This window comes from Spirillospora sp. NPDC048823 (genome assembly GCF_043198445.1).
Lineage (GTDB): Bacteria > Actinomycetota > Actinomycetes > Streptosporangiales > Streptosporangiaceae > Spirillospora.
Genome location: NZ_JBICUT010000009.1, coordinates 59,858 through 85,534 on the forward strand (window position 1 = coordinate 59,858; position 25,677 = coordinate 85,534).

Below are 25,677 nucleotides of genomic sequence, written 5' to 3' on the forward strand. Positions count from 1 at the left end.
GCCATCTAAGTCGACGCAGTAGATGATCCGACGGTTCGTGTGACGTACATCACGTTTACTATCCTCGCGCCGTTGAGATCGGCTTTCTCGCGAGCGCCGGGTCGAGTGCCGGCCCCTGCGGAATCAGGTGGATGACGCTGGACGGGACGGGCGCGGCCTTCCCGGCGTCGTAGCCGAGCTTCTTGGCGACCTCCGCGGACGGCAGCGCGAACCGGATGCCCTGGTCGTTGACCAGCGACAACGAGCCGGAGCCACCGCCGCCGACGGTGGTGGTGTCGCCGCCCGCGGGCACCAGGCTCATCAGCGCGGCGCCGCCCGGCGGCAGCACCATCTGGTCGATCGAGCCCGACGCCCCGGCGCTGCCGGACCCGAGCGCGCCGGCGGACGGCGCCGGGAGCGTTCCGCCGATGGTCAGCTGCGCCGTGGGCGAACCGACCGGGAAAACGGAACAGAGCGGCTTCGAGGTGTCCCAGGAGACGAACTTCGGTAGCGTCGGCGGCAGATTGTTGTCCAGCAGCCGCGTCGCCGACGCCCGCTGCTGCGCCGACGGGACGTCCGTCGGCAGCGGGCGGGCCTGCTCGCCCGGGTAGGCGTCGGCCGTCTTGACGTCGCGCAGCAGCAGCTGCGCCTGCGTCTCGTTGATCTGCGAGAGCCCGTCGGCCAGCATGACATACCAGAGCGCCTGCCCGCCGGCGCCGGTCTCGGCCTTGAACACCTGCCCGACCCGGGCCGTCCCGCCCCGGGGGCCCGGCACCTCCTTGCCCCGCTCGGGGACGTCCGGCGAGCCGAAGTTGCCCGCGGCGGGAAGCGCGTTCAGCCACGTCGCCGGGACCTCGACGGCACCTGGCCCGCCGGTCAGCGCCGTCACCTGGTTCAGCGGGAGGGTCAGCTGCATGCGGTGGTCCTGCCAGACCACCCAGGGCGTGCCGCCACTCTGCACGACGACGGCCTCGCCGGCGCTCAGCCGGCGCCCGCCGACCTTCTTCCCCGCGGCGAGGGCGGTGATCTGCCGCTTCACCCCGGTGGGCCCGGCCGCCTCCCGCGTGCACACCGACCAGGGGCCGCGGATGAGCTGCTTGTCGTCGGGCAGCGAGTCCGGCGCGCCGGGGATGCCGATCATCGCGCCGCGCTCGAACCCGGCCAGCGACTTGCGGGACACGCTGCGCCGCTCGGGCTCGCTGTCGGAGTCGAGGGCGAGCAGCGCCGACGCGTAGTTCGCGACCGGGAACATCTTCCCGGTGTTGCCGTCGTAGATGTACTTGGTCCCGGTCTCCTTCTCGATGATCAGTTTGCCGGGCTTGTCCAGGCCCTTGGCACCGCCCGGGGACAGCAGCCCCCAGATGCCGAACACCGCGACGACCAGGAGGCCGATCATCACCCCGGCGAACGCGCCCACCGTCAGCCGCCGCATCGGCGACTCGGCGACGTCGGGCTCACCCTGCAGCAGGGCGAGCCCGACCCGCTGCGTCATCAGCCGGTGCGCCTGGTAGAGATCCCGCCTGCTCTGCATCAGCGCGTCACCCGGCCAGCCCGCGGACGCGGGTGTAGACGTCGAGCACCGCGAGCGCGAGCGGGATCAGCGAGATCATCACGAGCATGTCCAGGATGTCGCCCCATCGGCCCCAGACCGGCGTGGGCCGGTGGCTCGGCAGCCACAGCGTCACCGCGACGAGGATGCCGGTGAGCACCAGCAGCGGGACGAGCGCGGCGGCGAGCGCGACCACCTGGCTGCCGTGCACCGCCATCCCGATCGTCGTCAGCACCAGCCCGAACAGCCCGATCACGAGCATCCACGACCGCTGCGCGACACCGCGGAAGATCCGGGCGCGCAGCAGCAGCGACAGCGACATCACCGCGGTCATCGTCGGACCGGCCCAGCCGCCGGTGTCGAAGAGGAACAGCATCGCCCCCGCCGCGACGAGCGCGATCGCGGCGATCAGCCCGGTGGAGAACCGGTCGGCGGCGGCGGTACGGGTGAGCACCTGCGCGCCGTCCACCGTCTCGGTGTCGCGGCGCAGGTCCTCGGCGCTGCTCGGCACGGGCGGCAGCGGCATCCTCGCCAGCTTGAACGACAGCGACGGGACGGCGGCGAAGAACATCATCACGATGACCGCGGAGACGGCGGCGATGCCCGCGGCGGGCAGGTCGTCGAACAGGAATCCGACGGTGGACCCGATCGTGCCCACGAGCGCGGCGAACGCGATGCCGAGAAAGACCGGCAGCCCGTCCGCGACGGCGAACGCGGCGATGATCGCGGCGAGGGCGGCCACCCCGAACCCGGCGAGCAGATGCGGGGCGCCGAGGTCGAGCAGTTCCAGGTCCTCGCGGGCGGGCGCGGTCAGCCCGGCGAGGAACGCGTACGGAAGCGCGGCGTAGCCGAGGATGACGCCCGCGCCGGAGTCGGCGACCGCCCGCGACAGCACCGTCGCCACGGTCAGGATGAGCAGGGCCAGCAGCCCGGCGGCGATGGCCGGGACGATCCACGGCGGGCCGGACAGCGCGATCACGACCGCGCCGACGAACAGCGCGACGCCGCCGGCGCCGAGGCCGAACGAGCGGGTCGTGGTGGGGCGCCAGCGGTCGGAGCGTTCCCGGATCCCGGACGCGATCACGTCGGCGACGTCGTCGAACGACATCTCCGGAAGCTGCGCCATCCGCGGCCGGAAGTACAGGATCTCGCCGTCGCGCACGCCGAGCGCGCTCATCGTCTGGCCGGCGTCGAACGGCTCCGAGTCCAGGCGCTGCAGGACCCATCCGGAATGGGCGAGCCCGGCGTCCGCCAGGTCCTCGCCCGCCGCGCGCAGCAGGGTGGGGAGCATGTGCGCGAGCGGCACGTCCGCGGGCAGGCTCACATCGACCCGTCGCCTCGGGGCGACGATGGTGACCCTGCAGAGTTCCGTTGTAGCAGGCGAGTTCACGGGAGCTACCGTTCTCCATGTCAGATCTAGGGGCGGATCCGATCAGCGCGCAGCCTAGGATGTTGCGTCGAGCTACGGTAAATCAACCTCATGCACGGATAAGTATCCCGCGGGCCGGTCGTCCCCCCCCGGACGATGACGAGGCCGCCCAAGGCTAGTCCCGGAGGAACGCCGAGGTGAGCACGATCCTCGTCAGGCGCAGAGAGCGCCGCAAACCGCCGCCGGCCCCCAAGGGGGAACTGCTGCTGGAGTCGCCGCCGGAGATTCCGGAGACGCAGAGCGGCGGCCTGCAGAACGTGCTCATGTACCTGCCCATGGCCATCATGCCGCTCATGATGGGCCTGATGCTCCTGGGCGGCGGCACCCGCAGCCCCATCATGATGATCGGCAGCGGCGGCATGGCGCTGGCGATGGGCGCCATGATGGTCGGGCAGATCGGCCGCGGCTCGGGCGAGCGCAAGTTCAAGCTGAACGGGGCGCGCCGCGACTACTTCCGCTACCTCAGCCAGGCGCGCCGCAAGGTGCGCCGCGCGGCCGAGCAGCAGCGTGAGTCGCTGGAGTGGAACAGCCCCTCCCCGGACTCGCTGTGGTCGCTGGTGATGAGCGCCAGGATCTGGGAGCGCCGCCCGTCCGACCCCGACTTCGGGAACGTGCGGATCGGCGCCGGGCCGCAGAAGCTCGCCGTCCAGCTGATCCCGCCGGAGACGCGCCCGGTGGAGGACCTGGAGCCGATGACGGCGGGTGCGCTGCGCCGCTTCGTCCGGGCGCACTCGACGGTGCCGAACCTGCCGGTGTCGGTGTCGCTGCCGTCGTTCGCGCGGATCCTGCCGATGGGCGACCTGGACGCCGCACGCGGGATGGTCCGCGCCATGGTGTCGCAGCTGACCGCGTTCCACTCCCCCGACGACATGCGCGTCAGCGTGTGCGCGTCGCCCGAGGCGATGCCCCACTGGGACTGGATCAAGTGGCTGCCGCACGCGATGCACCCGACGATGACGGACGCGGCGGGCCCCGTGCGGCTGATGTCGCACACCCTGTCCGATCTCGAGCGGATGTTCGGCAACGAGGTGAAGGACCGGGCGCGGTTCACCCCCGGCCTGCAGCAGAGCGACCTGCCGTACCACGTCGTGATCGTGGACGGCGGCACCGTCACGCCCGACTCGCAGATCGGCTCGGACGGCATCGAGGGCGTGTGCATCGTCGACCTCACCGGCCATGTCGCGCCGACCGCCGACAACACGATGCTGCGGCTGCGGGTCGCGCCGGACAAGATGGCGATGCTGCGCCGCGACCGGACCGGCAAGGACGTGCCGAGCTCCCTCGGCCGGCCCGACCGGTTCAGCTACGTCCAGGCCGACGGGCTGGCCCGGCAGCTCGCCCCGCTGCGGGCCAGCGCCGCCGCCGACCCGGAGATGGACGCCCTGTCGGCCGCCACGACGCTGACGACGCTGCTCGGCGTGCCCGACCCGGCCCGGGTCGACCCCCGGCAGGCGTGGCAGCCGCGGGCGCCGCGGAACCGGCTGCGGGTGCCGATCGGCATGGACGCCGACGGCCGCCCGATCGAACTGGACATCAAGGAGGCCGCGCAGGGCGGCTACGGCCCGCACGGCCTGTGCATCGGCGCGACCGGCTCCGGTAAGTCGGAGCTGCTGCGCACCCTGGTCCTCGGCCTGGCGATGACGCACTCGTCCGAGGTGCTGAACTTCGTCCTCGTCGACTTCAAGGGCGGCGCGACGTTCCTCGGCATGGACGGCCTCCAGCACGTCTCGGCGATCATCACGAACCTGGAGGACGAGCTTCCGCTCGTCGACCGCATGTACGACGCGCTGCACGGCGAGATGGTGCGGCGGCAGGAGTGGCTGCGCGCCGCCGGCAACTACGCCTCGCTGCGCGACTACGAGAAGGCCCGCGAGCAGGGCGCGCCGCTCAAGCCGATGCCGACCCTGTTCGTCGTGCTGGACGAGTTCTCCGAGCTGCTGTCCGCCAAGCCCGACTTCGCCGAGCTGTTCGTGATGATCGGACGGCTCGGACGCTCGCTCGGCGTCCACCTGCTGCTGGCGTCGCAGCGGCTGGAGGAGGGCAAGCTGCGCGGCCTCGACACGCACCTGTCCTACCGGATCGGCCTCCGGACGTTCTCCTCCGCGGAGTCGCGGGTCGTCCTCGGCGTGCCCGACGCCTACGAGCTGCCGCAGGCGCCCGGCAACGGCTACCTGAAGATCGGGACCGAGACGATGACGCGGTTCCGCGCCGCGTACGTCTCCGGCGCGTACAAGCCGGAGGAGAACCAGGGCCAGGAGTCGCGGCAGGGGCCGCGGCAGCTCGCGCAGATCGTCCCGTTCACCCCGGCGTACGTGCGGCCGCAGATGCAGGAGCAGCCGCAGCAGGAGCAGCGCGGCCGGGAGGACGAGGGCCCGCAGATCAGCCTGTTCGACCTGGTCGTCAGGCAGCTGGCCGGGCATGGCCCGCCGCCGCACCCGATCTGGCTGCCGCCGCTGGCGGAGCCGTCCACGCTCGACCAGGTTCTGCCGCAGTTGCAGCAGACGCCCGATCTCGGGTTCACCACGGCGGGGTGGGACGGCAGGGGGCGGCTGCACGCGTTCGCGGGCATCGTCGACAAGCCGTTCGACCAGCGCCGCGACCCGATGTGGCTGGACCTGTCCGGCGCCGCCGGGCACATCGGCGTGGCCGGCAACCCGCAGGCGGGCAAGTCGACCGTGCTGCGGACGATCATCACCTCGCTGGCGCTCATGCACACGCCGCAGGAGGTGCAGTTCTACTGCCTGGACTTCGGCGGTGGCGCGCTCGCACCGCTGGTCGACCTGCCGCACATCGGCGGCGTCGCCAGCCGCCTGGACCCCGACCGCGTCCGCCGCACGGTCGCCGAGGTGTCCGGGCTGCTGGAGTCGCGGGAGCGGTTCTTCACCGAGCGCGGCATCGACTCGATCGGCACCTACCGGCGGATGCGGGCCGAGGGCCAGATCGCCGGGGACGGCTTCGGCGACGTGTTCCTCGTCGTCGACAACTGGCTGACCGTCCGCCAGGAGTTCGAGGCGATCGAGGCGACGATCACCGATCTCGCCGCGCGCGGCCTGGGCTACGGCATCCACGTCGTCGCCGCGACGAACAAGTGGTCGGAGTTCCGGCTGACGATCCGCGACCTGTTCGGGACGCGGCTGGAGCTGAAGCTCGGTGACCCCTACGAGTCGGAGATGGACCGCAAGCTCGCCGCGAACGTCCCCGAGGGGCGTCCGGGGCGCGGCATCACCCGCGAGGGCCTGCACTTCCTCGGCGCGCTCCCCCGCATCGACGGCCGGCAGTCCGCCGACGACCTCGCCGACGGCGTCCGGCACCTGGTGCAGACGATCAAGACGGGCTGGCAGGGGCGGCCGCCCGCGCCGCCCGTCCGGATGCTCCCGGACCTGCTGCCGCACGCGCAGCTGCCCGTCGTCACCGAGACCGGCAAGCGCATCCCGATCGGCATCGACGAGGACACCCTGTCGCCCGTCCTGCTGGACTTCGAGAACGACCCGCACTTCGTCGTCCTCGGCGACAACGAATGCGGCAAGTCCAACCTGCTGCGGCTCATCGTCGAGTCGATCAAGGCCAGGTACACCACCGACGAGGCCCGCATCATCATGCTCGACTACCGCCGGGCCCTGCTGGACTCGGCGGAGAGCGACCACGTCATCGGCTTCGCCGCGTCCTCCACGGCCGCGGGCGGGCTGATGAAAGATGTCAACGGCGCCCTCGTCAACCGGCTCCCGCCGTCCGACCTGACACCCGACCAGCTGCGCAACAGGTCATGGTGGAGCGGGTCGGAGCTGTTCCTGGTCGTGGACGACTACGACCTGGTCGCCACTCCGTCCGGCAACCCGGTCGCGCAGCTCGCCGAGCTGCTGCCCCAGGCCCGCGACATCGGCATGCACCTGATCATCGCCCGCACCATGGGCGGTGCGGGGCGCGCCATGTACGACCCGGTCCTGCAGCGGCTCAAGGACATGGCCAGCCCGGCGCTGATCATGTCCGGCAACAAGGACGAGGGCAACGTGTTCGACGTCCGGCCGAGCCCGCTGCCCACTGGCCGCGGCACCCACTCCGACCGCCGCGCCGGCAAGCGCCTCATCCAGACCGCCTTCTACGAGCAGTGACCTGGTGAACGGAGAGCCCCGCTCGGGGCTCTCCGTCTCCGGACCGGTGAACGCCGGTGGTGGGCGCCGGTGGTGGGCGCCGGTGGCGGGCGGCCGGTGGCGGGCCGGGCGTCGGCCCCGGCGGCGTCTCAGTCGCGGTCCTCGGCGGGAATGACGGTGCGTCCCGGCTTCCAGCCCCGCTTGCGGCCGAGGGGAATGAACGCGCCGCCGAACGCGACGAGCATCGCGACCAGGAGGGCTCCGCCCGCGATGGCGGCGCCGATGGTGCGGGTCCGGTGGTCGACGGGCTCCGGTTTCGCGATCGGGACGGCGCCGCCCATCGGCTGCGCGTTGGTCCCGCCGGGCTTGGCGTTCGGCTCGACCAGCGCGGACACCGCCTGCAGCGGGCTGATCATGCCGTGCCCGCTGCCCTGCCCGTTGCCGCCCTCCGCCGTGATCAGGATCCGGTTGATGACCTGCTGGTAGTTCAGCTTGGGATGCCGGGCGCGGACGAGCGCCGCCACCCCCGCCGCGTAGGGGGCGCCGAAGCTCGTGCCCTGCAGTCCCCCCGCGTAGCCGTCGCCGAGAGTCGAGATGACGTTCTGGCCGGGCGCCGACACGTCGACCCGGGTCTTGAGGTTGGAGAAGTTCGCGATCGTGCCGGCCTCGTCCACCGCGGCGACGGACAGAACGCCCTTGTAGCTCGCCGGGTAGGACGGACCCTCCTTGCCGCGCTGGTCCTCGGCGACGTTGCCGGCCGACGCGACGATCAGGGCGTCGCGCTGCTGCGCCTTCTGGACGGCCTGGCGCAGCGCCGGCGTGTCCGGGGCGTCCGCCGACACGTTGATCACCTTGGCGCCCTGATCGGCGGCCCAGGCGATGGCCTTGGGAAGCAGTGTGTTGTCGTTCGTGCTCTGCCCGCTGGACCATTTGGCGTTCAGCAGCTTGACCTGCGGCGCGACCCCCACGAACGGGACGCCTTTGGAGCGCATGTCCGCCGCGGCGATGATGCCGGCGACCTCGGTGCCGTGCCCGAGGCAGTCGTCGGTGGTGGTCTTGGTCGCGTCGAAGTCGGCCGCGACCTTGCCCCGGAGCTGCGGGTGGCCGGTGTCGATGCCGCTGTCGACGACCGCGACCGTCACGCCCTTGCCCCTGGTGATCGACCATGCCTGCTCGAAGTCCAGCCGCCGCTGGGCCCACGGCTCCACCGTGATGGCCGACGCGGGCTGCCCGGCCGGCTTGTTGCACTCCGGCTTGGCCGGCGGCCGCTGCTTCGGCTTCTTGCTGGGGGTCGGCGCCGCCAGCGGACGGTCCGCCGGGGCCACCGGGGTCGCAGCCGCCGCCGGAGCGAACACCAGAACGGCCGTCAGGGCCAGGCCGCCGGTCCCTGCCGCAAGTCGCCCTCCGCGCATTCCTCGCCTCTCCAGATGTGTGCGAACCCTAAGAATCTAAATGATCCGCACGACTCTAAGCGATCCGCGCGGAGGAGGCGGTCATCCGCACGGGCCGTGCGCATAACCGATCTTTTGGTCGCACCGGGGTAATACCATCTGGCGGGTGCACTCGTACGGACCGGTTCCCCCGCCTCCCGGGGACGAGCAACAGCGGCGCAGGGCTCGGCGCTGGGTGATTCCCGTGTCCGTGCTGGGCGTGGCGGCCGTCCTGACCGCGGCCCTGTGGGCGACGGGCGGCCTCAAGGAGACACCGAAGCAGCCGGCCGCGACGGCGGGGAAGGCCCTCGACCTCGGCCTGTTCACCGTCACCGTCCGGGATGTGCGGATCGGGATGGCGAAGGAAGACTTCGGCAGTGACCAGGAACGTTTCCTGATCATGCGGATGAGGGTGGTCAACAAGGGCAAGGAGACCGAGTCGCTGGGCGACAGCGGCCTGGCAGCCGGTGTGGTCGCGCTGACCAAGGCCGGCAAGTGGGTGAAGCCGGACCGGGTCGAGGGCGTCGCCGGCGGCGCGGAGACGGACGTCGCGCAGCCGGGGCTGGCGGTCGAGGCGTCGGCGATGTGGAAGATGGGTCCGGCGGACTCGCCCGAGAAGCTGACCGTGGGGCTGCGCAAGTGGAAGTACGAGCAAGGGTTCACCGACAGCAGCTTCAACTGGCTGGTGCAGCGTGAGGACGACAAGCTCGTCGGCCGTCTCACCCTCCCGGTGGCGCCGATGAGCCCCGCGCCGCAGCCGCGCGCCACCACGCGTTCGCCGAGGCCGACCGCGAGCCGCCGATGAACGCGCGGCAGGTGCTGTTGCGGGGCGGCGCCGGGATCGGCGGGACGGCCCTGCTCGCCGGCGCGATGTGGCTGCACTCCCTCCGGCCCGGAATCAGGGCCGCGGAACTGCACCCGATCCGGGGCGGCGGCACGATCGGCGAGGAGATCCGCAACCGCGACTTCAGCGTCCGGGTCGAGAAGGTGGAGGCTGCGCGGTCGCTGGCACCGGGATTCTCGCTCCGCAACCCGCCCCCGGTCGGCACCGACGGCATCTACCTCATCGTGCGGCTCCGCGCGACGAGCCATCGTGAACCCCTCCAGCTGGCGACGGCGGAACTGGAGACCCCCGGCGGCTACACCTTCAAGGACGACCCGCGGACGGGCACCGCGTCGGCGGGGCGACAGCCCACCTTCCAGCCGCTGATCTGGTCGTCGGCGGCGTTCGTCTTCGAGCTGCCGAAGAAGCGGCTGGAAGGGGCGCACCTGGTCGTGGGCACGGGCGGGCTGCTGGCGCAGCTGTCCGCGGCCGCCGACATCGACCTCCGCATCACCCGGGACCGGGCGGACGCGCTGATCCGGGACGCCGGCGAACGCTACGAGATCAAGGACAACCCTTGACGGCAGACGACACCCGGCCCGATCTCCCCGCGGTCCCGCCGGAGTTCGGACCTCCGGAGTCCGAGGAGACGCCGGAGCCGGAGGAGACGCGGGAGTCCAGGCTGCGTCCGCTCGACAGGCGGGTCCTTCAGGCGATCGCGCTTCTGTGCGCCGTCCCCGCGATCCTCGCCCTGCACTGGGTGGACGAGACGAACAACATCGAGAAGAACCTGAAGCCGCCCGAGACGGTCACCACCGTCCCGCCGGGGAAGGTCGGCGAACTCGTCGGGGCCAGGTGGATGATCCTGAAGCGTGCGACGGCACAGCCCCGCCCGGGCGGCGCCGAACCGGGCTCGAACGGCGTCACCGAACTCCGGCTCACGGTCGGCGTCCGCCCCGGAGACGCCGCCAGCGCGAAGACGGTCGGGTCGTACGGTCTCGCCTTCCGGTTCGTCGACGATGAGGGCCGCGAATGGACCGCCGTCAAGGCGGGCGGCCAGGAGCCGCGGGCCGGCACGGCGATGCTGGTCACCGTCAAGGGGACGGTGCCCCGTGCCAAGGCGGACTCACTGGACCTGGAGATACGGGCACCGAAGACGTCCCGGAAGGAGGGGGAGCCACTGCCTTCGCTGCGGTTCGAGCACTGACCCTCGCCATGACGAGGTTGAACGCCGCCGCCAGCAGGCAGACGCGCAGGATCTCGAAGACCAGCGACGTCCCGTACCCGACGAACGGCAGCACCTGGATCCACCACGTCACCTCGTGCGGGCCGATCAGCTCGTAGACGAAGCGGCGTGAGGCCTCCTGGCCCACGTCCAGGGCGGCGAACAGCAGGCAGAACGTCGCGAACGGCATCATCCCCGACCGGCGGACCAGCCGCAGCCCGAACCAGGCGGGCAGCCACATCTCCCGGAAACCGCGCGTGAGGATCTCCCGGGGGCTGTTCGTCCGCTCGATCCCGCCGGCCCTCGCCAGCCGCTGCGCCGCGCGGCTGCGGCCGAGCACGACCCGCTCGTCCCCGGCGTCCAGCCCGAGGATCACCCCGGCGATCACCAGCAGGATCAGCGCCCCGAGCACCGCGTCCTTGAACGGCGGCCACAGGGCGAGGGCGGGCCCCGTGGCGCCCGTCAGCCACTCCCACGCCTGCCGCCCGGTGGCCCACTCGGCCGCCTCGGAACGCAGATGGTCGACGGTGAAGATGCCGAACAGCGCGAACTGCACCTCAAGGAACGCGACGAGCGCGCCGACGGCGCGGGGCAGCCGCTCCTCCAGCCGCCACTCCGCCGCCACCTTCATCACGAACAGGCCCGCGGTGAGGCCGATCGCGAGCCCGACGTGCTTCTCCAGCGACAGCAGCAGTTCGAGTGCGTCGAGCTGTCCCTGGATACCGCCCTCGGCGAAGCCGCGGCTCGCGGCCATCTCGGCGAACTCGCGGGCGTCCTCCGACTGCTTGCCCCACGCCAGATAGAAGATCACGAACGGGAGCGCGGCGCGGCCCATCGCGCCGATCACCGACTCCTCGTTCCCGACCGCCCACGGCGTCAGCTCGCCGTCGGACTCGCGGGCGTGCACCACGTCCAGGCCCTCCCGGACGCTGTGCACCATCAGCACCGTGACCGCCAGCGTGATCACCACCAGCAGCCCGACGGTGGCGATCGGCGCGACCGTCGCCGCCGTCCCCTTCATCGAGCCGAGCCGGTAGCCGCCGTACATCACGCCGTAGCGCAGCAGCTCCCCGATCGTGAACCACAGGGCGAGCGGCAGGACGAAACGTCCCGCGAGCTTCAGCGTGGCCCACGGAAGTACGAGCGGCGATCGTGCGGACAGTCCCAGCATCGCGCCGATGGTATCGAGCCTGCGCACCCCTCCGCGGCGCTCCCCGGATGCCGGCGCGGGAAATGACGGACCCCGCCGTCCGCATGAAGCGGGCGGCGGGGTCCAAGGTGCGCCTGCCCCCTGATGGGATCAAGGGGGACGCCCCCCGTGCCACCGGGGAGCCGTGTCGTGGCGGCTCGGGTCAGATCGCGACCTCGAGGCCGGCGACCTCGCCGGTCTTCGCCGTGACGGTGTTGTCGACGCTGACGCCGCCGGCCGCCAGGACGCGCACGGTCCAGTCGCCGTCGGCCGCGAAGAACCGGAACACGCCCTCGTCGCCGGTGACGACCTCGGCGGTGAACTCGCCGGTCGAGTCGAGCAGGCGGGCGTAGGCGCTGGACACCGGGGCGCCGTCACGGGTGACGGTGCCCTGGATGACGGCCTCGTTGGTGAGATCGACGGTCGCCGGAAGGTGCGCCGTCTGCTCGGGCGCTGCGCAGCCCTGGGTCATTGCTCCTCCATCTCCATGCACACGGAAAATCTGGTTACTTGGGTGCGCCGAGCTCGATCGGGACGCCGATGAGCGAGCCGTACTCGGTCCAGGAACCGTCGTAGTTCTTCACGTTCTGCACGCCGAGGAGCTCGCGCAGCGCGAACCAGGTGTGGGAGGAACGCTCACCGATGCGGCAGTAGGCGATGGTGTCCTTGCTCAGGTCGACGCCGGCGTCGGTGTAGATCTGCCGGAGCTCCTCGTCGGACTTGAACGTGCCGTCGTCGTTGGCCGCCTTCGACCACGGGATGCTGCGCGCGGTCGGCACGTGCCCGGCCCGCTGCGACTGCTCCTGCGGGAGGTGCGCCGGGGCGAGCAGCTTGCCGCTGAACTCGTCCGGGGAACGGACGTCGACCAGGTTCTGCTTGCCGATCGCGTCCACGACCTCGTCGCGGAACGCGCGGATCGACGCGTCCTGGTCCTGGGCCTTGTAGTCGGTCGCCGGACGGGTCGGGACGTCGGTGACGAGTTCGCGGGACTCCAGCTCCCACTTCTTGCGGCCGCCGTCGAGCAGCTTCACCTTGTCGTGGCCGTACAGCTTGAAGTACCAGTACGCGTAGGCGGCGAACCAGTTGTTGTTGCCGCCGTAGAGGATCACCACGTCGTCGTTGGCGATCCCCTTGGCGGACAGCAGCTGCTCGAACCCGGTCTTGTCGACGAAGTCGCGGCGGACCGGGTCCTGCAGCTCGGTCTGCCAGTCGATCTTCACGGCGCCACGGATGTGGCCCTTGTCGTAGGCGGACACGTCCTCGTCGACCTCGACGAGAACCAGGCCGGGCGCGTCCAGGTTGGACTCAACCCAGTCGGTGTCCACCAGGACGTCTGAGCGGCTCATGCAGCAACCTCCCTTTCGGAGTTCTTCGCGGTATTACGTCGGAGCACTACTTCTCGAGGGGGGCCGACCCCCCACGCCCCCCGGCCGACTTCGTCGGATCATGAGATACATCTCGCACCCGAGGCAGAACCCGAACGCCGCGTTCAGGAACGCCGCCGCCAGCGCGAGGGCGGTCGCACCGATGCCGAGCCAGGTGGTCCCCGTCACGTAGCCGACCGTTCCGACCAGGGCGAACGCGAGACCGACACCCTGCGCGAAGCGGGGGCCGGCCGCGTCCTCCAGTTCCCTTGGCGGAGCGAGCCGGGGACGGATCAGCACTCTGAACGCAAGCCCGTACGGGGCGTACCGGAGGCCGAGGAAGGTCGCGATGGCGAACACGACGGCCTGAGCGGCGAGCAACGCCCAGCTTCCGGTCACCAGGACCGCGACGAGAATCACTGTCGTGACGGTCGCGCTGAAGCGTGGCCCACGAGGGTCGACCTGCATCGGGGTGCTCCTGGCGGAGTGGAAGCGTGCGTACGAGCTGGGAGTGGAAGTGCTCGGGGGGCGGGTGGGCTCGATGCCTCAGGCCATACGACAGAGCGAAGCGGCCATGCGGCAGAAATCAACCGCGCGGCGCTTCGTGAGCATCTGCTCTGTCATGTCACGCACGGACACGATGGTAATCCGCCGATCCACGTACTGTCACATCCGTCTCGCCTTCCGAGACAGTGACATCCGTCTTGTCGCAGGTCGTCCGCGTGCGGCTCACCGCACGGCCTCGCCCAGGGCCGCGATGACGTCGGGCTTGCGCGGGGCGCCGGCGGCGCGGCGGACGATGCGGCCGGCGTCGTCCAGGATGAGGACGGTCGGGGTGCGGATCACGTTCAGGCGGCGGACGAGGTCCAGGTGCGCCTCGGCATCGAGTTCGACGTGCGCGACGCCGTCGACCATGCCGGCGACCTCGCCGAGGACGCGGCGGGTGGCGCGGCAGGGGGCGCAGAAGGCGCTGGAGAACTGCAGCAGCGTCGCCTTCTCACCGAGGTCGGCGCCCAGGTCGTCCGGCCGGAGGATGTCGCCCACGTCGTCCCCGCTTCCCCGGCGTGCGCGCAGGACACCGTCGCGGCGCCGCCGCAGCAGGCCGAACACCGTGGCCGCGGCGAGCACCGCCGCCGCAATGAGTGCACCAGTCATCGGTAACGACAACCGCGCGGGGCCGTGAGTTCTTCCATGAGCATCGAGACCGGGAGGGCGGGAGGCGGGCCGGGTGAGGGCGGGTCAGGTGGGGATCGTGAGGAGCGGGCGGCCGTCCCGCGCGTTCCGCGCCGGTCGCTTCCGGCCCGTCACCGCTGCACTCCGTCAACGCCGCACTCCGTCACCGCTGCACCTGCTGGATGTCGTTCAGCTTGACGTTCTCGGCGGTGGCGCCGATCCGGAGCCCCTCCGCCGTCGGCCGGATCTCGCTGATCTTGGCCCCGAGCGGCAGCGCGGGAACCCGCACGACCCAGGTGAGCTGCCGCTTCAGCACCGCCAGCGGGATCTGCGGCCCGCCGTCCGACGCCACCGACACCGGGCTGACCGCGATGCCGCGCGCGGTCGGCTTGACCTCGACGACGCCGTTGCCGGACACCGGGAAGCCGAGGATGCTGCCCTCCATGTCCACCGCCAGGTTGTCGCCCTTGGGCCCGATCCCCTTGACCTCCTTGGGCGCGTTCTTCTTGATCAGCGGGTAGGGGACGACGGCGGACACGGTCGCGGTCCGCGCGGTGACGTTCGCGGTGTTGCCTCCGGCGACCTGCGACAGCGGCGCGCTCACCCCGCGCATGTCGATCCTGACGTCGGTGACGGTCACGTTCTGTTCCGTCCAGTCGCCGATGGCCATCTCGATGTGCCCGTACTCGCCGCCGACCACCTGGGTGAGGAACGGGATGCCGTGGATGGTGACCTCCGGCGGCTGCGTCAGGTCGGTCTGCGCGGCGACCTCCTGCGCGATCCTGTCCTGGGCGATCCGCACACCGATCCGGTCGGCGGCGACCACGCCGACGACCATGAGGACCAGCAGCACCACGAGCACTTTCCGCATGTCACTCCTCCGCCCGGCGCCATGCGATCGCCACACCGCGCCGGCTACACGTGCGATCGCCACACCTTATTGCGCGGACGCACCACAACGGGTCAGACCGGAGAATGACCTCGAAGTTCGGAAAATCACTCCATTGTGATATCAACCACCTGCGAACGGCGGCAGAACCTCTACGACGCCGCCCTCGGGCAGCTCCACCGACTCGTGCGGACGCGTGCCCACCGGATCCCCGTCGATGAGGAACGAGCTGCGGCCCACGACCAGCTCGAACTCGTTCCCGCGCCCGTCCCGCAAGGTCGCGGCGGTGATCGCCTCGGCCAGCGTGCCCGCGTCGTACGGCTCCTCGTGGATACCCGCCGCCGCCTTCGCAGCGGCCCAGTACCGCATCGTCCCCTTGGCCATGTCCCCAGACTCCCATTCCCGCCGCGTGACCGTCCCGACCTGGCCACTCCATTGTCCGCCGGACCGGTTCCGTTATGCTCGGGGGGAGGGATCCGGGCGACGAGGCCATGGAGTTCATCCGAAACCCTTCATGGCCACCTCGTCCTTGAGTCGTCGGCCATGGCCGGGCTTGGGGGTGAGCCGCCTGGATCCTACGTCTTTGTGGACGGGAGGCGGCATTTGAGCAGCTTGCTCTTGCTGACCAACGCACTGGAGCCCTCCGACGAGATCCTGCCCGCACTCGGGCTTCTGCTGCACTCGGTGCGCGTCGCCCCGGCGGAGGCGTCCGCCCTCATCGACGCTCCACCCGCCGACATCGTGCTGGTCGACGCGCGCCGCGACCTCGTGCAGGCCAAGAGCCTGTGCCGCCTGCTGCGCACCACCGGGCTCGACTGCCCGCTGCTCGCGATCGTGACCGAGGGCGGGCTCGCCGCCCTCAGCCCGGAATGGGGCCTGGACGACGTGCTGCTCCAGACCGCCGGGCCCGCCGAGGCCGAGGCCCGGCTGCGGCTCGCGGTGGGACGCGCCGCCGTCGCCGGCGCCGAGGAGGTCCCCGGCGAGATCCGCAGCGGCGACCTCACGATCGACGAGGCCACCTACACCGCCCGGCTCCGCGGACGGGTGCTCGACCTCACCTTCAAAGAGTTCGAGCTGCTGAAGTACCTCGCCCAGCATCCCGGCCGGGTCTTCACCCGCGCCCAGCTGCTCCAGGAGGTCTGGGGCTACGACTACTTCGGCGGCACCCGCACCGTCGACGTCCACGTCCGCCGCCTGCGCGCCAAGCTTGGCGCCGAGTACGAGTCCCTCATCGGGACGGTCCGCAACGTCGGCTACCGCTTCGTCCCTGACCACCGCCCCGGCGGAGACGCCGAAGAGAAGACCCCGGCGCGTGCCTGATCAGCCGAAGCGGCCGGTGATGTAGTCCTCGGTCGCCTTCTGCTCCGGGTTCGTGAAGATCTTGCTGGTCTCGTCGATCTCAATGAGCTTGCCCGGCTTGCCGGTCCCGGCGATGGTGAAGAACGCGGTGCGGTCGCTCACGCGGGCGGCCTGCTGCATGTTGTGCGTGACGATGACGATCGTGAACTGCGCCTTCAGCTTCTCGATCAGGTCCTCGATGGCGAGGGTGGAGATGGGGTCGAGCGCCGAGCACGGCTCGTCCATCAGGAGGACCTGGGGCTGGACGGCGATGGCGCGCGCGATGCAGAGCCGCTGCTGCTGGCCGCCGGACAGGCCGGCACCGGGCTTGCTCAGCCGGTCCTTGACCTCGTTCCACAGGTTGGCGCCCTGCAGCGACTCCTCGACGATGTCGTCGAGCCGGCTCTTGCGGCGCACGCCGTTCAGCTTCAGGCCCGCGGCCACGTTGTCGTAGATGGACATCGTGGGGAACGGGTTGGGCCGCTGGAAGACCATCCCGACGACGCGGCGCACGGCTACCGGGTCGACGGACGAGTCGTACAGGTCCTCGTCGTCCAGCATGACCTTGCCCTCGACGCGGGCGCCCGGGATGACCTCGTGCATCCGGTTGAGCGTCCGCAGGAACGTGGACTTGCCGCAGCCGGACGGCCCGATGAACGCCGTCACCGAGCGCGGCTCGACCGTCATCGAGATGTCCTCGATGGCGTGGACGCCGCCGTAGTAGGCGTGCAGCCCGGAGACCTCGATCCGCTTGGCCATGGGGTTGGTGGTCCTCTCTGTGGTTCAGGCCTGTGGTTCAGGGCACGTGGGGTCAGGAGCGCGTGGGCGAGCTGCGCCGGGCGACGAGCCGGGCCACCAGGTTGAGCAGCATGATGATCCCGATCAGGACGAGAGCGCCCGTCCAGGCCCGGTCGATCGAGTTCTGGTTGGGGTCGGCGGCCTGCTCCCAGATGAAGGTGGGCAGCGACGCCTGCGGGCCGTGGAACGGGTCGTTGTTGATCGCCTTGGTGAAGAAGATCGTGAGCAGCAGCGGCGCGGTCTCCCCCATCACGCGGGCGACGGCCAGCATCACGCCGGTCACGATCCCGGTCATCGCGGTCGGCAGGACGACGAACAGGACGGTCCGCCAGCGGGGCACACCGAGCGCGAAGGACGCCTCGCGCAGGTCGTTCGGGACGAGCTTGAGCATCTCCTCGGTGGCCCGCACCACGGTCGGGATCATCAGGATCGTCAGGGACAGCGCACCGGCGAACCCGGAGAACTCGAACCCGAACGTCAGCAGCCACAGCGCCAGGACGAACAGGCCGGCGACGATGGACGGGATGCCCATCATGACGTCCACGGTGAAGCTGATGATCTTGCCGAGCCGGCCGTTCCCGGCGTACTCCACCAGGTAGATCCCGGTCATGATGGCGATCGGGACGGCGATCAGGCTGGTGATCGCCACCTGCTGGAGGGTGCCGATGATGGCGTGGTAGGCGCCGCCGCCCGGGTCGCTGCCGCTGACCGCGTTCATCGAGAACTGGAAGAACGTGAGGTCGAGCCGCTTCAGGCCGTTCACGAGGACCGTCCACAGCACCGACACCAGCGGAATGACCGCCAGCGCGAACGCCAGATAGACCAGTCCCTGGACGGACCGGTCCTTGATCTTCCGCCCGAGTGAGACCGACGACAGGCTGCTGGCCTTGCCGGTGCCGGTGGTCATGGTGGTCACACGAACTCCTTCCGGCGGGCGACGACGGCGCGGGCCGCCATGTTGACGACCAGGGTGATCACGAAGAGGACGAGGCCGGAGGCGATGAGGGCGCCGCGGCCGGTGACCGACGCCTCGGCGAAGCTGTTGGCGATGTTGGCGGCGAACGTGGAGCCGCCGTTCTCCAGGATCTGCCAGTTGATCCCGGGCACGAACGTCAGGACCATCGCGACCGCGATCGTCTCGCCCATCGCGCGGCCGAGCCCGAGCATCGAGGCGCCGATCATGCCGGACCGCCCGTACGGCAGCACCGACATCCGGATCATCTCCCAGCGGGTGGCGCCGAGCGCCAGCGCGGCCTCCACGTTGGGCCGCGGAACCTGCAGGAACACCTCCCGGGAGATGGACGAGATGATCGGCAGGATCATGATGGCCAGCACGATCGACGCGGTGAAGATCGAGTTCTTGCCGGGGCTGCCGGCCAGCAACGGGATCCAGCCGAGCACCGCGTTGAGGAACCGGCTGACGTCGTCCATGTGCTGCGACAGGAACACCAGGCCCCAGAGCCCGTACACGATGCTGGGGACGGCGGCGAGCAGGTCGACGACGTAGCCGAGCCCGGACGCGAGCCGCCGCGGCGAGTAGAACGAGATGAACAGCGCGATGCCGATCGCGATGGGCGTCGCGATGAGCATCGCCAGCAGCGAGGAGATCGCCGTCCCGAACGCCAGCTGCGCGATGCCGAACTCCGGCGGGTCCGCATTCGGGTTCCATTCCTCGGTGGTGAGGAAGCTCGCCTCGTTCTCCCGCAGGGCGGGGATCGCCTTCCAGACGAGGAACGCGGCGATGGCGGCGACGAGCGCCAGCACGGTGATGCCCGAGCCGCGGGCCGCGCCGGCGAAGATCCGGTCACCGGCGCGTCCGGTGCCCATCGCGGTGCCGGTGGCGCGGTGCCGGGCGTCGGCCCGCGCCTCGACGCCGGTCTCGCTGGTCATGGGGGTGCCTCCTTCGATCACGTCGGCCGAACCCAGGCCGGCCCCGCCGCCGGGACCCCCGGTTGGGGGGTCGTCGGCGACGGGGCTGCGGCTGGCGTCGTCCGCTGTCAGGACAGGGCCTTCACGGACGCCTGGACCTTGGTCAGCACACTCTGCGGGATCGGCGCGTAGCCGTGCTGGGTGAGGATCTTCTGACCGTCCGCGCTGGAGGTGTAGGTCAGGAAGGACTTGACGAACGCGGCCTGCTCGGCCGGCAGCCCCTTCTCACACGCGATCTCGTACGTGACCAGGACGATCGGGTAGGCGCCCGCCTCCTTGGTGGTGTAGTCGATCTCGAGTGCGACGTCGTTGCCGGTGCCCACGACCTTCGCCCCGGCGACGGCCTTGGACGCGCTCTCCGGCGACAGCTCGGTGAACTCCCCGGCGCCGTTCTTCACGTGCGCGGTCTGCAGCTTGTTGTTCGTCGCGTACGACATCTCGACGTAGGAGATGGCGCCCTCGGTGCTCTTCACCTGGCTGGTGACGCCGTCGGACTTGGGCGCGCCCTGCCCGGTGGAGTTCGGCCACTTCTTGGCGGCCTCCCACGTCCAGACGTCCGGCGCGGTGGTGTTCAGGTAGTTCGTGAAGTTGTCGGTGGTGCCCGACTCGTCCGAACGGTAGACCGGCTTGATCGGCGAGGACGGGAGCGTCGCGCCCTCGTTCTCCTTGGCGATCGCCGGGTCGTTCCACGTCTTGACCTTGCCGGAGAAGATCTTCGCGATCGTCTCGGGCGACAGCTTCAGCCCGTCCACACCCGGGACGTTGTAGACCACGGCGACCGGGCCGACGACCATCGGCAGGTTCACCGCCTTGCCGCCCTCGCAGCGCTTCTGCGCCGCGGCGGCCTCCTCCTCGTCGAGCGCCGAGTCCGAGCCGGCGAACGCCACCTGCCCGCTCGTGAAGGCCTGGATGCCCGCACCCGAGCCGGACGGGTTGTAGTTGAGGTTCGCACCCGCGCACTCGGAGGCGTAGACCTTCGTCCACTCCTCCATGGCGTTCTTCTGCGCACTGGAGCCGGCCGCGTTGACGCTGGCCTTCGCGCAGTCGATCTTCGCGGACGGCGCGCTCCCCGTGCTCGCCGTCGTGTTGGCGTCGCTCCCGCAGGCGGTGAGGGCCAGTGCCCCCGCGACGACCACGCCGCCCAGGGCGGCAAGTCGGGAACCGTTCTTCACCGGAGGGTCTCCTCTTAGTTTCGTTGGCCGGGTCCCCGGATCCGGTCCTGGTTCGTTGCCCAGGTGCCGGGGTCACCGTCGGATGCGACGCTAAGCAGGCGAGATGACCAGCCACCCTGATCCAGGTGAACGGCAGATGAACGAGGATGACCGGCGCTGCGAAGAATGCCCCGATTTGCCATGGACGCCGGGTTAACAGCGCAGCTCACAACGCAAAAGACCCGGTCGAGACCGGGTCATGCGCTGTGAGAATCCCCGGGTGCCCGGGTGAACGCCCGGCGGTGCGGAGGCCGGGTCAGGACGGAGGCCGGGTCAGGGCGAAGGCCGGGTCAGGGCGGAGGCCGGGTCAGGGCGGAGGCCGCGGGGCTAGGACGTCGCGTACATGACGTCCACGGCGTACCGGGTGAACCCGAGGGACTCGTACAGGCGGACGGCGGCGACGTTCGGCTCGTCCACATAGAGCATGATCTGGTCGACGCCGGCGTCGCGCAGGTGATGCAGGCCCGTCAGCGTCAGCGTGCGGCCGAGGCCGAGGCCCTGCGCGTCCGGGTCGACACCCACCACGTAGACCTCACCCAGAACCTCACCGGAGACGCCTGGATGGATCTTGGTCCAGTGGAAGCCGACCGGCCGGCCGGCCCGCTCGGCGAGGAAGAAGCCGGCCGGGTCGAACCAGTCCTCGGCCTCCCGGTCGCGGACGTCCTCGATCGTCCAGGCTCCCTGCTCGGGATGGTCGGCGAACGCGCGGGCGTTCACCTCCAGCCACGGCCGCTCGTCCCGTCCGGGCTCGAAGGTGCGCAGGGTGACGCCCGGAGCGACCCGCGCCTCCGGCAGCGGACCGGACGCGGGGCGCCGCATCTGGAACAGCGCGCGGACACGCGCCATGCCCTCGCCGGCCGCCAGCGCGGCGGCCGCGGGAAGATCGCCGTGCGCCCACACGCGGAGCGGCCCTCCGGCCTCGTCGCGCAGCGCACGCAGCAGCGCGCGCCCGTGCCCCCGGCGCCGGTGTTCGGGATGGACGACCAGTTCCCCCGCCGCCGGTTCCCCGTCGGCCGCCGGATCAAGATGCGCATACGCGACGATCCCACCGCGCGCTCCGCCGCCGACACCGCCGCTGTCTCCGCCGTCTTCCCCCCGGTCGGCGCCGCCATCGCGGATCGCCATCCCGGCGCGGCCGCCGCGAAGCGCGAGCACCGAGTGCTCGGACAGCGGCCCGACCCCGTCGGCGTCCGCCGCCGCCTCGGCCAGCGCCAGCACCTCGGCGATCTCACCGTCCCCCAGCGTCCCGCGCGCCCGCAGCTCACTCACGGCCATCACCCTATGCGGCAACGCCCAACGGTTGCGGACGGGCCCGGAAGGTGCGGACGGCCCTGGTGATCGCCGGAATCCCTGATCGATTCGTCACAGAAACGTCACCGCGCCGCCGGGAACCGTATGCCGGGCGCACTTACCGTCCGCAGCATGACTCGACGACGCACCATCCTGGCGTGCGCAGCGGCGGGGCTGACGGTCATCGGCCTGACCGCGCAACCCGCCGCCGCAGGGCCCGCACCGACCGCGTCCTCCCACTTCTGGGGGGACGACCCCCCAGGCCCCCCGGCAACAGCGTCGGTTCGGCTGCTGTCCCTCAACGACTTCCACGGCAACCTCGAGCCGCCGTCCGGCAGTTCCGGGAGGGCCGTCAACGAGAACGGCGAGACCGTGCCCGCCGGCGGCGCCGCCTACGTCGCCGCCCACCTGAAGAATCTGCGGAACCGCGACACCCTCACCGTCGCGCAGGGCGACCTGATCGGGGCCTCGCCGCTGCTGTCCGCCGCCTACCACGACGAGCCCACCGTGCAGTTCCTCGGCGACATCGGCGTCACGGCCTCCGCCGTCGGCAACCACGAGTTCGACGAGGGCTACGAGGAGCTGCTGCGCATCCAGAACGGCGGCTGCCACCCGGTCGACGGCTGCTCCCCCGAAGGCGAGTGGCGGGGCGCGGAGTTCGACTACCTCGCCGCGAACGTGCTGAAGAAGCGCGAGGCCGGTGAGCACCGGCACGGGAACCGGCCGGCCCTGAAGCCGTGGACGATCCGCCGCGTCAACGGCGTCCGGGTCGGCTTCATCGGCGTCGTCACCAAGACCACCCCGAGCATCGTGACCGCGGAGGGCATCAAGGGCCTGGAGTTCCAGGACGAGGTCGAGGCCGCGAACCGGGCCGCCCGCGAGCTGAAGCGCCGCCACGTCCGCGCGATCGTCCTCCTCGTCCACGAGGGCGACGAGGTGAACTCCGGTCAGCGGCCGGACGCGTGCGGCGTCGTCCCCGGCGCCGGGTCCCGCATCGCCTCGGAGGCCGACCCGGAGATCGACGTCGTGCTGTCCGGGCACACCCACGAGCAGTACATCTGCTCGATCGAGGACCCGGCGGGCGACCCGCGCCTGTTCTCGTCCGGCTCCTCCTACGGCCGCGTGATCACCGAGGTGAACCTCAGGGTGAACCGCCGCACCGGCGACATCGTCCGCTCGTCCCTCCGCGGCGACAACCACGTCGTGACCCGCGACGTGCCGCCGGACCGGAAGACGGAGCGGTTCGTCCAGACCTGGAAGGACCGCGTCTCCGAGATCGCCGACAAGCCCATCGGCGGCATCACCGCCGACCTCACCCGCACGCCGTCCCCCTCGGGCGAGACCGCGCTCGGCGACGTCATCGCCGACGCGCAGCTCGCCGGGACCAGGGATCTCGGCGCGCAGGTCGCGCTGATGAACCCGGGCGGCGTCCGCACCGACCTCGCCTACGCGGCGAGCGGCTCGGAAGGCGACGGCGTCGTCACCTACGGCGAGGCGTTCGCCGTCCAGCCGTTCAGCAACGTGATGGGCGTCGTGTCCCTGACGGGCGCGCAGATCGACGCGCTCCTCGAACAGCAGTGGACGGACGCCGGCGAGAAGATCCTCCAGCCGTCCGCCAACCTGCACTTCGCCATCGACCGGTCCAGGCCCGTCGGCGACCGCGTCTCCGCCATCACCATCGACGGGACGCCCATCGACCCGGCCACCGCCTACAAGGTCGCGGCGAACAACTTCCTCCTGGGCGGCGGTGACGGCTTCACCGTCTTCACCGAGGGCACCGGCCAGGTCCTCGGCTCGATCGACCTGGACACCTTCGTCGCCTACTTCAAGGCCCAGGGCACGATCTCTCCCCCGCCCCTGGACAGGATCACCGGCCGATAACCCGGTCCGTTGAACTGCGGCGTGTCGCCCCATGCGCGAATTCGCAAGGGCGGCACGCCGCAGTTCAATGTGGGGGCTCGGCCCGATGGGTCACGCTCCGAAGAGGTGGACCACGAAGTAAACGATGGCGGCCACCGCGGCGGCCATCGGCATGGTGAGGATCCAGGCGGTGATGATGTTGCCCGCCACGCCCCAGCGCACCGCGGAGAGCCGCTTGGTCGCGCCGACGCCCATGATGCAGGACGTGATCGTGTGGGTGGTGGAGATTGGAGCGTGCCAGATGTATGCGGTCGCATAGAGGATCATCGAGGCCGTCGATTCGGCGGCGAAACCCTTCGGCGGGTCCAGTTCGATCACCTTGCGGCCCAGCGTCCGCATGATCCGCCAGCCGCCGGCGTAGGTGCCGAGGGACAGCGCGCCCGCACAGGCGATGATGACCCACAGGGGGACGCCCTTGCCGTCGGAGTGGCCGGTCGTGACCAGGGCCAGGACGATGATGCCCATCGTCTTCTGCGCGTCCTGGAGGCCGTGGCCCAGCGCCATCGACGCGGCCGACAGCGACTGCGCGATCCGGAACCGGCGGGCGATCCGGCCCGGATTGGCGCGGCGGAAGATCCACAGGATGGCGACCATCACCAGGTAGGCCAGCCCGAAACCGGCGACCGGGGAGATCACCATCGGGATGGCGACCTTCTCGACGACGGTGTCCCAGCTGACGGTCGACGCCGACGCGATCCCGGCCCCGACGACGCCGCCGATCAGCGCGTGCGAGGAGGACGACGGCAGCCCGAAGTACCAGGTGATCATGTTCCAGGTGATCGCGCCCAGCACGCCGGCGGCGACGACGGTGAGGCCGTGCAGCCCGGACGGCGGGGTGATGACCTCGCTGACGGTCTTGGCGACCTCGACCCCGAGCAGCGCGCCGATCAGGTTCATCACGGCCGCCATCAGCAGCGCCGCCCGCGGTGTCAGCGCCCGGGTGGACACCGACGTCGCGATGGCGTTGGCGGCGTCGTGGAAGCCGTTGGTGTAGTCGAAGACCAGCGCGATGACCACGACCAGGATGAGGACCGCGGTCTGCGCGTCCTGGCGCAGGCCCAGCGCCCCGGAGATCACCACCGCGAGGAGGCCCAGCAGCAGGAAGGGCCAGAACCGCACCGGGCCGCGTCGGACCTGCTCGGCGAGGGTCGGGTCCGCCCCCGGAGGCTCGTCCTTGGCCAGCACCGCCCCGACGGGTCCGCCTACGGCGAAATCGGCGGGGCGGCTGGATTCTGGCGGTTCGTCCTTCGCGATCATGATTCCTTGACCGAGATCGTCTCGACCGTGTTGGCCACGTGCTCGAACGCGTCCGCCGCGTCCTCCAGCCGGTCGATGACCTGCTTCAGCTTCAGGACCGTGAGGGTGTCGTAGTCACCGCTGAACAGCTGCGCCAGCAGCTTGCGGTAGACCTGGTCACCCTGGTTCTCCAGCCTGTTGATCTCGATCCAGTACTCGTTGAGCTCCTTCATCGAACGCAGCCGCGGCATCGCCTCGGCGGTCAGCTCCGCTGCCCGCTCCAGCACCTCCACCATGGCGACGATGCCCTTGGGGAACTCGTCGATCTTGTAGAGGACAACGAGGTCCGCCGCCTCTTCCATCTCGTCCATCACGTCATCGATCGTCGAGGCCAGCCGGTAGATGTCCTCGCGGTCGAAGGGCGTGATGAAGGTTTCGTTGAGCCGTCGCATGATCGCGTGAGTACATTCGTCGCCCGCATGTTCGCAGGCACGCATCTTCTCCGCGATCGCTGCACGGTCCGAGCCGTCGCTGATGAGCTCCACGAGCAGCCTGGCACCGGTGACCAGGTTGTTCGCCGAGTCGGCGAACATGTCGTAGAAGCTGTCCTCACGCGGCGTGAGACGCAAGCGCACGTCGTTCTCCTGAAGTGCCGGAACAGTCCGCAGAGGATCGTAGGCGCAACCAGCCGTAAAAAGAACCTTTGCCCCAGCTTCGGCTGGTGTCCGCCATCCTCTCACCTACATGGGTGCCCTACACCACCAGGTACATACCTTCTGCGCATCGCCGTATGGCCGGGCCTCCCGAGCCCGCGGGC

The 25,677-nt window shown here is 70.7% G+C and carries 24 protein-coding genes; 6 read left to right on the plus strand and 18 right to left on the minus strand.

The window, feature by feature from the left end:
- Window positions 1–58 precede the first annotated feature (58 nt).
- Window positions 59–1,510 (minus strand): type VII secretion protein EccB, encoded by a 1,452-nt coding sequence (gene eccB, locus ACGFK0_RS21275; protein ID WP_392907018.1) that lies wholly within the window; start codon window positions 1,508–1,510, stop codon window positions 59–61.
- A 7-nt stretch (window positions 1,511–1,517) separates the two neighbouring features.
- On the minus strand, window positions 1,518–2,918 hold the full coding sequence (eccD, locus tag ACGFK0_RS21280; RefSeq protein ID WP_392907019.1) for a type VII secretion integral membrane protein EccD: 1,401 nt from the start codon (window positions 2,916–2,918) through the stop codon (window positions 1,518–1,520).
- A 176-nt stretch (window positions 2,919–3,094) separates the two neighbouring features.
- Here eccD and eccCa point away from each other — a divergent pair, with 176 nt between their 5' ends.
- Window positions 3,095–7,066 (plus strand): type VII secretion protein EccCa, encoded by a 3,972-nt coding sequence (gene eccCa / locus ACGFK0_RS21285; protein ID WP_392907020.1) that lies wholly within the window; start codon window positions 3,095–3,097, stop codon window positions 7,064–7,066.
- A gap of 128 nt (window positions 7,067–7,194) precedes the next feature.
- Here the strand turns inward: eccCa and ACGFK0_RS21290 are convergent, their stop codons facing one another.
- Entirely contained in the window at window positions 7,195–8,457 is a 1,263-nt protein-coding gene (locus ACGFK0_RS21290; protein WP_392907021.1) for a S8 family serine peptidase, read from the minus strand.
- Window positions 8,458–8,680: 223 nt separating this feature from the next.
- Here ACGFK0_RS21290 and ACGFK0_RS21295 point away from each other — a divergent pair, with 223 nt between their 5' ends.
- From ACGFK0_RS21295 to ACGFK0_RS21305, 3 genes are read left to right on the plus strand one after another with little or no spacing between them, the layout of a single operon-like run.
- Window positions 8,681–9,280: a hypothetical protein gene (locus ACGFK0_RS21295; RefSeq protein ID WP_392907023.1), complete on the plus strand. Its 600-nt coding sequence runs from the start codon at window positions 8,681–8,683 to the stop codon at window positions 9,278–9,280.
- A complete protein-coding gene (locus tag ACGFK0_RS21300) occupies window positions 9,277–9,879 on the plus strand; it encodes a hypothetical protein (RefSeq protein WP_392907024.1) in 603 nt (200 codons plus the stop codon). Before ACGFK0_RS21295 ends, ACGFK0_RS21300 begins: the two co-directional genes overlap by 4 nt.
- Entirely contained in the window at window positions 9,876–10,505 is a 630-nt protein-coding gene (locus tag ACGFK0_RS21305) for a hypothetical protein (protein WP_392907026.1), read from the plus strand. Before ACGFK0_RS21300 ends, ACGFK0_RS21305 begins: the two co-directional genes overlap by 4 nt.
- Here ACGFK0_RS21305 and ACGFK0_RS21310 read toward each other — a convergent pair.
- The 8 genes from ACGFK0_RS21310 to ACGFK0_RS21345 form a co-directional block, all read right to left on the minus strand.
- Window positions 10,393–11,721, minus strand: a complete 1,329-nt coding sequence (locus ACGFK0_RS21310) for a hypothetical protein (protein ID WP_392907028.1) — start codon at window positions 11,719–11,721, stop codon at window positions 10,393–10,395. The genes ACGFK0_RS21305 and ACGFK0_RS21310 overlap by 113 nt on opposite strands.
- 154 nt (window positions 11,722–11,875) lie before the next feature.
- Window positions 11,876–12,184: a DUF1416 domain-containing protein gene (locus ACGFK0_RS21315; protein ID WP_392907029.1), complete on the minus strand. Its 309-nt coding sequence runs from the start codon at window positions 12,182–12,184 to the stop codon at window positions 11,876–11,878.
- Window positions 12,185–12,218: 34 nt separating this feature from the next.
- The gene (locus tag ACGFK0_RS21320; RefSeq protein ID WP_392907031.1) at window positions 12,219–13,058 is read right to left on the minus strand and encodes a sulfurtransferase; all 840 of its coding nucleotides are present in this window, start codon (window positions 13,056–13,058) and stop codon (window positions 12,219–12,221) included.
- Window positions 13,059–13,091: 33 nt separating this feature from the next.
- The gene (locus ACGFK0_RS21325; RefSeq protein ID WP_392907033.1) at window positions 13,092–13,544 is read right to left on the minus strand and encodes a DUF4395 domain-containing protein; all 453 of its coding nucleotides are present in this window, start codon (window positions 13,542–13,544) and stop codon (window positions 13,092–13,094) included.
- Between the two features lie 78 nt (window positions 13,545–13,622).
- Entirely contained in the window at window positions 13,623–13,700 is a 78-nt protein-coding gene (locus tag ACGFK0_RS21330) for an Ms5788A family Cys-rich leader peptide (RefSeq protein WP_392907600.1), read from the minus strand.
- 105 nt (window positions 13,701–13,805) lie between these two features.
- Complete coding sequence (locus ACGFK0_RS21335; RefSeq protein ID WP_392907602.1) at window positions 13,806–14,174, minus strand: thioredoxin family protein; 369 nt, start codon at window positions 14,172–14,174, stop codon at window positions 13,806–13,808.
- 238 nt (window positions 14,175–14,412) lie between these two features.
- Entirely contained in the window at window positions 14,413–15,120 is a 708-nt protein-coding gene (locus tag ACGFK0_RS21340) for a DUF2993 domain-containing protein (protein ID WP_392907034.1), read from the minus strand.
- A 141-nt stretch (window positions 15,121–15,261) separates the two neighbouring features.
- The gene (locus ACGFK0_RS21345; RefSeq protein ID WP_392907036.1) at window positions 15,262–15,522 is read right to left on the minus strand and encodes a MoaD/ThiS family protein; all 261 of its coding nucleotides are present in this window, start codon (window positions 15,520–15,522) and stop codon (window positions 15,262–15,264) included.
- A gap of 219 nt (window positions 15,523–15,741) precedes the next feature.
- On the opposite strand from ACGFK0_RS21345, the gene ACGFK0_RS21350 reads away from it, so the two are divergent.
- On the plus strand, window positions 15,742–16,458 hold the full coding sequence (locus tag ACGFK0_RS21350; RefSeq protein ID WP_392907037.1) for a winged-helix domain-containing protein: 717 nt from the start codon (window positions 15,742–15,744) through the stop codon (window positions 16,456–16,458).
- Here ACGFK0_RS21350 and pstB read toward each other — a convergent pair whose 3' ends face one another.
- From pstB to mshD, 5 genes are all read right to left on the minus strand, one after another.
- Window positions 16,459–17,235 carry a phosphate ABC transporter ATP-binding protein PstB gene (pstB, locus tag ACGFK0_RS21355; RefSeq protein ID WP_392907038.1) on the minus strand — a complete coding sequence of 259 codons (777 nt, stop codon included), beginning with the start codon at window positions 17,233–17,235 and terminating at the stop codon, window positions 16,459–16,461. It abuts the gene before it with no gap.
- A gap of 52 nt (window positions 17,236–17,287) precedes the next feature.
- Window positions 17,288–18,181 (minus strand): phosphate ABC transporter permease PstA, encoded by an 894-nt coding sequence (gene pstA / locus ACGFK0_RS21360; RefSeq protein ID WP_392907604.1) that lies wholly within the window; start codon window positions 18,179–18,181, stop codon window positions 17,288–17,290.
- A gap of 5 nt (window positions 18,182–18,186) precedes the next feature.
- Entirely contained in the window at window positions 18,187–19,164 is a 978-nt protein-coding gene (gene pstC, locus ACGFK0_RS21365) for a phosphate ABC transporter permease subunit PstC (RefSeq protein ID WP_392907039.1), read from the minus strand.
- A gap of 107 nt (window positions 19,165–19,271) precedes the next feature.
- Entirely contained in the window at window positions 19,272–20,375 is a 1,104-nt protein-coding gene (gene pstS / locus ACGFK0_RS21370; RefSeq protein WP_392907040.1) for a phosphate ABC transporter substrate-binding protein PstS, read from the minus strand.
- A gap of 366 nt (window positions 20,376–20,741) precedes the next feature.
- A complete protein-coding gene (mshD, locus tag ACGFK0_RS21375) occupies window positions 20,742–21,689 on the minus strand; it encodes a mycothiol synthase (protein WP_392907042.1) in 948 nt (315 codons plus the stop codon).
- Between the two features lie 147 nt (window positions 21,690–21,836).
- Between mshD and ACGFK0_RS21380 the strand changes: the two genes are divergently transcribed.
- A complete protein-coding gene (locus ACGFK0_RS21380; protein WP_392907043.1) occupies window positions 21,837–23,585 on the plus strand; it encodes a bifunctional metallophosphatase/5'-nucleotidase in 1,749 nt (582 codons plus the stop codon).
- 90 nt (window positions 23,586–23,675) lie between these two features.
- Here ACGFK0_RS21380 and ACGFK0_RS21385 read toward each other — a convergent pair whose 3' ends face one another.
- Together ACGFK0_RS21385 and ACGFK0_RS21390 are read right to left on the minus strand one after the other, a co-directional pair.
- The gene (locus ACGFK0_RS21385; protein WP_392907045.1) at window positions 23,676–24,881 is read right to left on the minus strand and encodes an anion permease; all 1,206 of its coding nucleotides are present in this window, start codon (window positions 24,879–24,881) and stop codon (window positions 23,676–23,678) included.
- Complete coding sequence (locus ACGFK0_RS21390; RefSeq protein WP_392907046.1) at window positions 24,878–25,495, minus strand: DUF47 domain-containing protein; 618 nt, start codon at window positions 25,493–25,495, stop codon at window positions 24,878–24,880. Before ACGFK0_RS21390 ends, ACGFK0_RS21385 begins: the two co-directional genes overlap by 4 nt.
- Window positions 25,496–25,677: the final 182 nt, after the last annotated feature.